The following is a 10571-nucleotide window of genomic DNA, read 5'->3' as shown; positions in this document are numbered from 1 at the left end:
GTTGGGCGGTAAAACCTGTTGCTGTGGGAGAATGAAACAGCCCTGGGGGCAGGGGGGAATAAATGGCAGATTAGCCATGAGCCATTAGCCAAACCGCTGACATAAAATCTCACGAATCTCTAACTGTACTGCTTCCTCGTTCTGGCTGGCATCAATCCTGACAATCCGCTCAGGATATAATGACGCTAATTCGCTAAAACCTGCTTGGACTCGTTGGTGAAAAGATAACTCAGCTTGTTCCATCCGATCCGCTTTTCCCCTAACTCGCGCCCGATGCAAGCCAATTTCAACATCTACATCCAGCCAGATAGTAAGATCCCCCTCTAGTCCACCTGTAGCAATTTGGTTCAGTTGCTCGATTAATTTTAACTCAAGACCTCGCCCGTAACCTTGGTAGGCGATCGTGGAATCAGTATAGCGATCGCACAAAACAATCGCCCCTTGCTCCAAAAGAGGTTTAATAAATTCTTCCACATGCTGTGCCCGATCCGCAGCGTACAATAGAAGCTCCGCCCGATCTTCAATCTGTAAGGCTTGTCCCTCTAACAAAAGTTGGCGCAGTGCCGAACCTAATGAAGTTCCTCCCGGCTCTCTAGTCACTATAACTGGTGTCTGGTTACCAAAATCCCCCAAAGATTCCTGAATGCCACTGGTTAGCAGCCAATCGCGCGATCGCGAAATTTGGGTGGTTTTGCCACAGCCTTCAACTCCCTCAAACACAATCAGCTTACCGTTCATTTGCCAATTTTCTATAATCAATGCTATTTTTTGGGGATCTGTAATCTTTGTCCGGATAAACCGCTAAGATACTTGTAGCTGAGAACAGTTGCCCATGGGCTTGTTCGTTAGCAACTTCTGTCCTGACCCTCAACAGAGGTTCTATATCATTAAAAGGGTCTATCTGTGTGACGCCTAGGGTTATATATGGCTCGCTATACTTGTTCTTTTACTGTTGCAGTTTCTCTCGATCACCTTCAAAAGACACTGATTGAGGTTTTACAGTCCTGCAATTTCGACATTATTTACGATACGGGGGACTACTTAATGGCACGGGAAAAACCCGGACAAGTTGCCTTTGCCAAACTGGTGACGGTGGAAGTATTGATCGACAAATCGATGGCTACCAACGAGGGAATTCGGATGAACTTTGTCGTCAAGAACGAAGAACTACCCCTTCAGGTTGAAAATTACTGCCACAAAATGTTTTACCTAGTGAAGGACGCAGTTGCCCAAAATCAGCATTGGCAGTTATTGGAAACGGTTGCTGGCTAATTCCCTCCTTTCACCTTGAGGGGGGCTTCTGATGGCTAGAAGAGAAGACTCCTAAAATGGTCTTCTGTTGTTGAGCGGACAAGGAAAGTTAAAGCCCCCCTAATTTATGTAGGAGGATGTCCTACCCCAATGAACCCCACTCATCGATTTCCGCCGTTGGATCTCCCATCATCATGTTTGGGCTAATCAAGGTGATATCAAACTCGTCGGGTGGTCCAGTTGGAATAGCATCTCGCTTAAGTACATAATATTTAGCGCTCACCTGGGGACCGAAGATCACCTCGTCCTCATCTTCAAGATCGTGGGCTTGAGTCTTTTTGCTGTTAATTAAGAGTCCATTTGCACTCGCCTTGCCCTTGAGATTGCCATCGACAATGCGATAGTAGTAGCTACCATCTTCGCGCTGTCGCCGCACTAGTGTTGCATGTCGGCGGGAGACAAACTGGGAACAGAGGCGGATATCCGAATCTGGATCTCTACCGATAGAGTAGACAGGTTCCTTTAAGGGAAATTCTCTACGTCCCTTGTCGTCTTCAATGATTAGCAAATGATGGTTAATTGAATTTGATTTTGGAGGCATCGAAAAACAGGGATTAGTATGCTGTTAGTTGCTGAGAAACGCTCTGGGGTAAACTAAATCTACTTAAACTCAGAAATCTCAGAACAAGTGTATTCGATTGCTGGTTTCATCTGTATCCAGAGACAGCCTAGTGCAGGTGGGCAGAAATAACCCATCAGTTGTAAGCAGGGGAGCAGGGAGGCAGGCTTCCGCCGTGAGACTTCAGCCGAACGGGGGCAGGGGAGAGAAAACCACGATCAAGCCTCTGAAACTGGTGAGAAACTTCTGCCGCGCTGCACTAGACACCTGTTATAAGAATTTACACCTATTGGGATGCTCCCGTAGGGTTTATCTAATATTGAGTTGGCTCACTCCTAATGACTCTTTAATCTCTATTTTGGCACATGAGTTTGGCATTGATCGTAATTCCCTCAATTCCCCCTTATCTCCCCATCTGATAACGCAACAGTAGCGAGTTAGTGACGACAGTAACTGAACTAAAAGCCATTAATGCTCCAGCAGCAGCAGGACTGAGGACGATTCCAAATCCGGGTAAAAGGACACCCGCAGCTATGGGAATTCCCACGATATTGTAGCTTAACGCCCAGAATAGATTATGTCGAATTTTGTTAAAGGTGGCACGAGCTAGCTTAATGGACTCGACAACATTGAGCAAGGAAACATTCTGTTCCCTATCGGCAGGGTTTGCCACCAGGATCGCACCCTCCTGGGCAATCAGAGGGGATCTGAAGCGGCGCATCAGAATAATATCAGCCGTTTCCACAGCAATATCAGTTCCTCCATCTATTGAAATACCGACATCAGCTTGTGCGAGGGCGGGACTATCATTGATGCCATCCCCAACCATTGCCACTCGATATCCTAAGTATTGCAACTGCTTAATTGCAGCGGCTTTACCATCTGGAAGTACTCCAGCAATTGTATCATAAGGCTTAATACCTAGTTCTATGGCGACAGCATTCGCCACCTCTTGGCGATCCCCACTCAACAGCATCACCCGCAATCCCAAGTTTTTCAGTCCTGCCACAGTTGCTTTAGCATCAGGTCTAATGTTATCAGTTACGGCAATTATCCCAGCCAAAACCCCGTCTACAGCCACATAAACAACTGTTTTACCCTCTCCTGCTAATCTTTCACCTTCAGCCTCAGCAGTATCATTAATCTTTACCTCTTTTTGATTCAACCAATCAGCATTACCAACTAACACCCGTTGATTTTCCACTAGCGCTGATATTCCCAATCCCGGTTGCGTATAGAAATCAACAGCCGCTAATGGCGGTAACCCTGCCTGAGTCGCTGCCCTGCAAATTGCTGAGGCGAGAGGATGAGAAGTACCACTTTCTGCTGCTGCTACTAATTGTAGAAGAGGTGTGAGGGTAGTAGGGAGTAGGGAGTAGGGAGTAGGGAGTAGGGAGGAAGAATCTACTAGCTGACGATCCCTAGCTTGTAGTCCATTTTCTTCTCCTCTTACCTCTAGCCCATTATCTCTTAGCTCCCCAATCCACAAACAATCTGTTACTGTTGGTTCACCGCTAGTGAGAGTACCTGTCTTATCAAAAACTACGGTATCAATCTGATGGACTCGTTCTAAAATATCCCCGCCTTTGATTAATAAACCTCGTTCTGCCCCAAGACTAGTACCAACTAAAATAGCAGTCGGTGTCGCTAAACCCAACGCACAGGGACAAGCAATGACTAAAACTGCGATCGCTAATTTTAAACTCAATAATAAGGGAGAAGCCGGATGACTCATATTATGACCCATCGGTGACAAAATTTCCGGCCAGATTCTTGTGCCAATCGAGTCCCAAAATAGAAAGGTTAAAGTGGCGATCGCTAACACCCCATAAGTAAAATATCCTGCTACTGTATCGGCTAGTTGCTGAATTGGTGCTTTTCGGGTTTGGGCGGCTTCCACTAGTGCGGCAATCTGAGCTATGGTGGTATTTTCACCAGTACGAGTAGCCACAATTGCGATCGCGCCGGATTGATTCAAAGTACCAGCGGTAACTGTATCTCCAGGTTGTTTAAATACAGGTATTGCTTCTCCTGTCACCATTGACTCGTCTACAGAAGAGTCTCCCGATACTACTTCACCATCCACGGGCATCTTTTCCCCTGGCAAAACCCGCAACCATTCCCCCACCCGTACTTGCTCTACTGGAATTTCAATTCCCAAGTCTTCTGTTGCTGATTTGCTAATTAAACGGGCAATTTTCGGTTTTAGTGCTAATAATGATTCAAAGGCGGCAGATCCTTTACGTCTTGCTCGTTGTTCTAAAGTACGGCCTAATAAGATAAAGCCTAATAACATTACGGGTTCGTCAAAGAAACACTCCCATCCCAGTTGGGGATATATTAATGCCATACAACTGGTAATATATGTTGTAACTGTACCCAATCCGATCGAGGTATTCATGTTAGGCGCTTGATGCCTAAAGCTACGCCAACCATCCATTATTATCGGACGACCTGGCCCAATTAGTGAAATAGTTGCTAATCCCCAATGGAACCAAATATTACTCAATATGGGCAATTTATGAATATCGAACCAATGACCAATATGTCCTATTGTTGATAAAGTAACTAAAACTCCAGCAATAAGTAATTGCTCCATTTGTGCTTTCGCTTCTTTTTCTTGTCGCTGGGCTGGAGTTAGGGTATCTTGGTTAGTAGAGGAGAGATCTGATTGGGCAAAACGAGGTTGAGAGGGAAAGCCTGTAGATGTTAATTTCTCTGCTAGTAATGTTGGATCGACTATACCAGATTGAAACTCGACTACAGCCACCTCAGTCACCAGATTGACACAAGCAGAAACAACGCCGGGATGATTGGTTAATTGTCTTTCCACCACGCTGACGCAACCTGCACATTTCATGCCACTCACATCCAGGGTAATGGTTTCTGAGGATATGGCTGGTGTTGTTGTTGGCATATCTAGGGAAACTTGCATATACTATTTTGAAATCGACTGGGACAGCTTAATTGGCTACATGAGGAAGCTTCTTTTTCTGATGTTATGCGAACTACTGGGGAATTAGCATCAAATCATTTACTTTTCTTAATCAGGACTTACCAAATCCTCTATTTGTAGGGTGTGTTAGCGTAGCGTAACGCACCATCCCCACCATTAGTAGTGTTGCTGCGTAAGTCTTGTTAATGATCTGCTGTTTATAGCGGTTTTGAGTTGGATGAGTACAGAAGAGAAATATCTAGAAACCAGGTTTCTCCAAGAAACCTGGTTTCTTAACCTCTTGTTTAGGGTGTCAATCCTTTCCTAATTGTCGAACTCCTTTCTCCAGGAACGGAAAAAGAAGACTTGGGGAAAAACGATCCCGAAGATGAGTTATCTGAGTCTAATAATTTGACAGGTAATGGACAAGTAATTGAATCCCAAGCTGATAATAAACCACCGCGAAAATGGGAGGTTTACGAGCAGATTTTACGGATTCCTTATTATGTTGTTTTCAGTCGCTATACTAATCGGCTACGAGTGTTTAAGCTGGAGGGAGGAAGTTATCAAGAAATAGAATTACAGGAGTCACGATTCTGGATTCCGGAATTAGATTTGGGTTTGGGGTTATGGTTAGGAGAATATCAAGGAATTACTCGATTGTGGTTGCGTTTGTATGATGCTTGGGGGAATTGGATTCTTACTCAAGCGGAGCAAGCGTTACAAGAAGTCGAACAGGAAAGACAGCGAGCTGAAGATGCTGAATCTAGGCTAGAGTCTCTGTTACAGCGACTTCGGGAATCGGGAATTGATCCTGATGTGTTTTTCAATCGTCAAAGCTGAATTGAACAAAATATCGATCGCACTCCTCAAGTAAATCAAAGATTTTGGTTGGGGAGTATTCAATCTACAGCTATTTTCAGGTATCTGAGATATAGAGAAACCCGGTTTCTTGGAGAAACCGGGTTTCTGAGGCGTACTTCATAAACCTGCAATCTGCTATAATTTCAGGAGTTTAAGTTTAGTTACTTATTCACAACTAGCGTACCAGCAAGCATGTCATGAAGAGCTTGTTTTTTCTCAGTAAACAATGCCATAAGATAGCCAATCAGCAAGATTATGCCAGAAAGAAACTTGGAAAAATGCCTGATTGTAGCTATAACGAAAGAAATTGGCTGATTATTTAAGTCAGTCACAACAATTCCCAACGCCTGCTTGCCAATAGTTGCTTGTTTTGGAGAACTTTCTTGTACTGCATAGTAAACCCAACCAACCAAAATCCCCACAAGAGCAACCAGATTTTTGTTGCCACCAAGGGCGAAGCCAAGGATGATGTTAATAATTACTAAAATAATTCCATCTAGAAAAGCGGCTAAAAACCTCTTGCCAAAACCCGCATACTGAATCTCATTCATGGATCACCTCAAATACTTCAAAACAGAGTTTTCTATTTGTGTTTGTCTAAAATCATACATAGATTATAAGATCATCTATGTATTTAAAGTTTAAGAAAAGGTTATTATTTGGGAATAAATAATGAAGATTTATTAAGTCTAACGTTACTGACTTAATTTGAACCACTCCCCAAAATAAAGAGACTCAGTAAAGTACCGCTATTCCACAAACTATGTAATAGCATGGGAGCCAGGAGATTGCGCGATCGCGAATAAACAACTCCTAATACAATACCCAGTGTAGTCAAGGGTAGCACTTCCGAAAGACTGAGGTGTGCGATCGCAAATACCAGACTACTCAGAATAATTGCCCCCCAAACTGGCAGATAACGAGTCAAAGATGGTAACAAAAACCCCCGAAACATCATTTCTTCAAACAGGGGAGCAGCAAAACATGCCGTCATGAAAAATATTAATAGGGCAATATTATCTTGTCCTTCCAACACCAATGGTAGAATCGGATTGCTACCACCTTGTCCTTTCCATAATTGTTGATTGATTAAGGATACACCAATCACTAGAGGCAATGCGACTAAATAACCACCCAATCCCCAGAAAAACCAATTACTGCGGAATTTAAAGCGAAACCAATCCTCTGAGAGGGGGAAAAACTGTTTAATAGAAAAATATAAAATCAATAATCCCCAAAATGCCAACATTATGTAGGTGGACAAAGTATATAATGCCTTCATTCTGGCAGTAAAATTGCTAGGATCTAGGCTGAAAATCTGAAGCAACTCACCGATAAGTAATGGTAGTAGCAATTGACCAAAAAAGAAAAACCCCAGAATTAATACCTGCCAAATTATTTCTCCATTCCATGGAGTTTCCCAAGTTATATCAGCATTAGTTGATAAAAGAGAGCGCCTACCTTGTAACAGTCGTTGAGCGACTATAAATACCAAAAGTCCAACTCCTACAAGTCCACCAATACCCGGTATTAACCCAATTACTGCTAACTTGACAATTGATTGCTGGGCTATATTTTGTTCTTGAGTTTCCAGAGATAATAGGACATCCTGACGCTGTTGTATTTTATATAACTCAGTCAATCCCCGATAGCGAAACCAGCTATCTAAGTTTTGGTGAATTTCGGCTTCAGCATCCGGTAACAGTTGGGGAGGTTTACTCCACAAACCAATTAACACTGTTGCCGTTTCGATAGATGAAGTTAAACTTTCAGAATTACCGCCGACAACATTCTCTTTTTTCAACTCACCCCATGTTTTAAGCGCCGCATCTGTTTCACCTTGAGCAGCTTGGATAATTCCCAGGCGTAACTTTAGCTCAGTCATGAGCTGTTTTGTTTGAGATAATGATTCTTGTAACTTCCTTTGCTGCGCTTTGGCAGTTTCCGTCTTGTCTATGGGAGCTAATTCTAATTGGGATTTGCCAATATCTGGAGATGTTGCTGTGGCTATTTTCTGAGATGATAATTCTTGAAGCTTGGCGAAAATTTTTGACTGAGTGGTTTCATTTGCTGCCAGAGCATCTTCATATTGGTTTTGGGCATTTTTAAAAGGCTCTCCGCCCAGGAGTGCCTCCTGTGCTTGAGTTTTACCACCTTGCCACTGGGCGGCGTGGAGCAATAGATTCGTTTGATAAAGTTCTAGCCGACTTTGAATCTGAGGCTCCCCCCAACTAGCGACTAGGGAAAAGCTGAGTTGGAAGATTACCACAAATGTCAGTAGCACCAAAATCACTAGCTTTAGCAACCGATTAATTCCCATGAAAACCTCAAAAAAAAGTCAAAAGTCAAAAGTCAAAATGGCGCATCCAGCTTCCCCAAATCTAATTATTGGGGTGAATGTCACTAGCACGTTAAAATAACACTCGTATTTTGAGATGATTGAAAGATGCTACCAAGCTTTGGGGCAAAATGGCTATTGTGCAACATAATCGGTAACGGAGGATTAAGAAATTGGCTACTCGTGTTATTATCGTTCGTCATGGTCAAAGCAGCTATAACTCTCAGCAACTAATTCAAGGGCGCTGTGATGAGTCAGTCTTGACTGAAAAAGGCACGGCAGATGCCCGCCAAGTAGGTGCTACCCTCAGCAGCCTGAATATTGATGCTGTTTACTCCTCTCCCCTACAACGGGCGAGGACAACCGCAGAGCTAATATTACCCTATTTACCAAAATCTCCACCCTTACAGGTATCAGATAATCTGATGGAAGTGGATTTGCCTCTATGGGAAAAGCTACATAAATCTGATGTGGCAACAAAATTTCCACAGGAATATCGTTGCTGGAAGGAAAGCCCTCATGAGTTTTTCATGACTATTTCCACTCCCGAAGGGATGCGGGAGCATTTTCCGGTTTTGGCACTTTACCAACAAGCGCAGCACTTCTGGCAAGAAATTCTTCCCCGTCATCAGGGGGGCACAATTTTAATTGTGGCTCATAATGGGATTAATCGCTGTTTGCTTACTAGTGCGATTGGTGTTTCTCCATCTCGTTATCATTCGATTCAGCAATCCAACTGTTGCGTTAATGTCCTGAATTTTACAGGGGGTTGGGGCGACTTGGTGCAACTGGAATCTCTCAATCAAACTGCTCATTTGGGGATTAATCTACCATCACCACGTCCCCCTCAGAGAGGGTTACGTCTTTTGCTAGTGCGTCATGGCGAAACGGAGTGGAATCGAGTTTCTCGCTTCCAAGGGGGAATTGATGTACCTCTTAACGATAAAGGTCGCCAACAAGCTCGGCAAGCGGGAGAGTTTCTTAAGGATGTGCCCATTAATTTTGCTGTTACCAGCCCTATGCTCCGTCCCAAAGAAACCGCTGAAATTATACTCCAATTTCACCCAAATGTCAAGTTAGATTTGGAAGAGAAATTGAAAGAAATCAATCATGGGTTGTGGGAAGGGAAATTAGAGTCGGAAATTAAACAAGAATATGGGGATTTGCTCTATGAGTGGCAGAATACTCCTGATACAGTCCAAATGCCAGAGGGGGAGAATCTTCAGGAGGTATGGGATAGAGGAACCGCAGCTTGGGATGGGATCGCCAAATCAATGCCTGTCTCTGATACGGAGCTGACAACTGGTGTTGTAGTTGCTCACGATGCGATCAATAAAGTGATTCTCTGTCACATTTTAGGTTTAAGTCCAGCATCTTTTTGGAGTATTAAACAGGGTAATGGTGCGGTTAGTGTAATAGACTATTGTCAAGGCTTAGAAAAAGCACCAGTATTGCAAGCGATGAACATCACCAGCCATTTATCTGGGGGGATCTTGGATCGTACTGCTGCTGGTGCTTTGTAGGAACATTAATTTGTTATTCGTTGTTGGTTGTTGGTTGTTTGTTATTCGTTGTTGGTTGTTTGTTATTTGTTGAATATTCAGGAGTGTTCATTATTCATCACCCATAACCAAATACCAACAATTGGCTGAGAGACAATTGCCATCCATAATTAAACAATTATTTACAAAAACTGAGTACGATCGTCATGTTTATTTAAGAAATTTTGCGGATAATTATAATTAGAGCCTATCTGTAATTTTTTCTTTCTATAAGGGATTTGGCGGCTATTGCCAAAAGTTTAAACTTTCATCCAAGTCGCATCTGCTTTCAGCCCTAGTATGTTCCCAACCCCATCGCTATGCAGTTTGATTCCAACCCCGTTGCTGTACCCACCGTGGAAGATCTGATTAATCTTCATCCCCTAACCCTCCCTCCGGATACACCTCTCATAGAGGTGATTGCTTTAATGAGCCAAGGGAAAAATTTAGCTGCCTTATCCACATCTAATCTAATTTCTCTGGGCAATTCTAAAGAAGGATTATATCGCAGATCCCCTCAAATATCGAGTGGAGGAGCAGCCACTTGTGTTTTGGTAATGGAAGGAACAGCTTTAGTTGGGATATTTACAGCAAGAGATCTGATTGCGATAGTAGAGCGAGAGGTAAATCTAGGGGAGATCCATCTCAGGGATGTGATGAGGCGATCGGTTGTTACCTTAACTCTATCGGATTCCTGCAATATTTTTACGGCCATCTGCCTTTTGGCTCAAAATCATCACGATGACTTACCAGTTTTAGCACCTTATGGTTCCCTAATCGGGACAATCTCCCTGGAGAGAATTTGTTGGCAACTTCCACCCCTTAATCCTCTAAAGTTGCAGCGAGTATCAGAGGTGATGAGGAATTCTGTAGTGCAAGTACCTTTGACTACATCTATTCTCACTTTGATACAACTGATGGTGGCAGAAGATGTCAGTTTTATATTCCTCACCGCAGGAGGGAAAACTATGTAATAGGTAAAAGGTGAAACCAATTACCCATTCCCTATTCTCCATTCCCCAT

8 protein-coding genes and 1 pseudogene are annotated in these 10571 nt (G+C 43.3%); 4 read left to right on the top strand and 5 right to left on the bottom strand.

Features of this window, described 5'->3' with window-relative positions:
- Positions 1-84: 84 nt before the first annotated feature.
- Positions 85-738, bottom strand: coding sequence for a dTMP kinase (tmk, locus tag NJ959_RS19080; protein ID WP_254013326.1), 654 nt, complete (start codon positions 736-738; stop codon positions 85-87).
- A gap of 186 nt (positions 739-924) precedes the next feature.
- On the opposite strand from tmk, the gene NJ959_RS19075 reads away from it, so the two are divergent.
- Positions 925-1272 carry a hypothetical protein gene (locus tag NJ959_RS19075; protein ID WP_254013325.1) on the top strand — a complete coding sequence of 116 codons (348 nt, stop codon included), beginning with the start codon at positions 925-927 and terminating at the stop codon, positions 1270-1272.
- A gap of 121 nt (positions 1273-1393) precedes the next feature.
- On the opposite strand, the gene NJ959_RS19070 is transcribed toward NJ959_RS19075, so the two are convergent.
- Together NJ959_RS19070 and NJ959_RS19065 are read right to left on the bottom strand one after the other, a co-directional pair.
- On the bottom strand, positions 1394-1852 hold the full coding sequence (locus tag NJ959_RS19070) for an FHA domain-containing protein (RefSeq protein ID WP_254013324.1): 459 nt from the start codon (positions 1850-1852) through the stop codon (positions 1394-1396).
- Positions 1853-2273: 421 nt separating this feature from the next.
- Positions 2274-4805 carry a heavy metal translocating P-type ATPase gene (locus NJ959_RS19065; RefSeq protein ID WP_254013323.1) on the bottom strand — a complete coding sequence of 844 codons (2532 nt, stop codon included), beginning with the start codon at positions 4803-4805 and terminating at the stop codon, positions 2274-2276.
- 324 nt (positions 4806-5129) lie between these two features.
- On the opposite strand from NJ959_RS19065, the pseudogene NJ959_RS19060 reads away from it, so the two are divergent.
- Positions 5130-5648, top strand: a pseudogene (locus tag NJ959_RS19060) (Uma2 family endonuclease); the annotation flags it as partial.
- 182 nt (positions 5649-5830) lie between these two features.
- On the opposite strand, the gene NJ959_RS19055 reads toward NJ959_RS19060, so the two are convergent.
- A complete protein-coding gene (locus tag NJ959_RS19055; RefSeq protein ID WP_254013322.1) occupies positions 5831-6220 on the bottom strand; it encodes an RDD family protein in 390 nt (129 codons plus the stop codon).
- A gap of 152 nt (positions 6221-6372) precedes the next feature.
- Positions 6373-7989 carry a CPBP family intramembrane glutamic endopeptidase gene (locus NJ959_RS19050; RefSeq protein ID WP_254013321.1) on the bottom strand — a complete coding sequence of 539 codons (1617 nt, stop codon included), beginning with the start codon at positions 7987-7989 and terminating at the stop codon, positions 6373-6375.
- A 191-nt stretch (positions 7990-8180) separates the two neighbouring features.
- Between NJ959_RS19050 and NJ959_RS19045 the strand changes: the two genes are divergently transcribed.
- Together NJ959_RS19045 and NJ959_RS19040 are read left to right on the top strand one after the other, a co-directional pair.
- Entirely contained in the window at positions 8181-9530 is a 1350-nt protein-coding gene (locus tag NJ959_RS19045; protein ID WP_254013320.1) for a histidine phosphatase family protein, read from the top strand.
- 338 nt (positions 9531-9868) lie between these two features.
- Positions 9869-10522, top strand: a complete 654-nt coding sequence (locus NJ959_RS19040) for a CBS domain-containing protein (protein WP_254013319.1) — start codon at positions 9869-9871, stop codon at positions 10520-10522.
- Positions 10523-10571 lie beyond the last annotated feature (49 nt).

This window comes from Limnofasciculus baicalensis BBK-W-15, from assembly GCF_024178385.1.
Taxonomy (GTDB): domain Bacteria; phylum Cyanobacteriota; class Cyanobacteriia; order Cyanobacteriales; family Coleofasciculaceae; genus Limnofasciculus; species Limnofasciculus baicalensis.
This window is presented reverse-complemented; position numbering and strand designations above follow the sequence as displayed.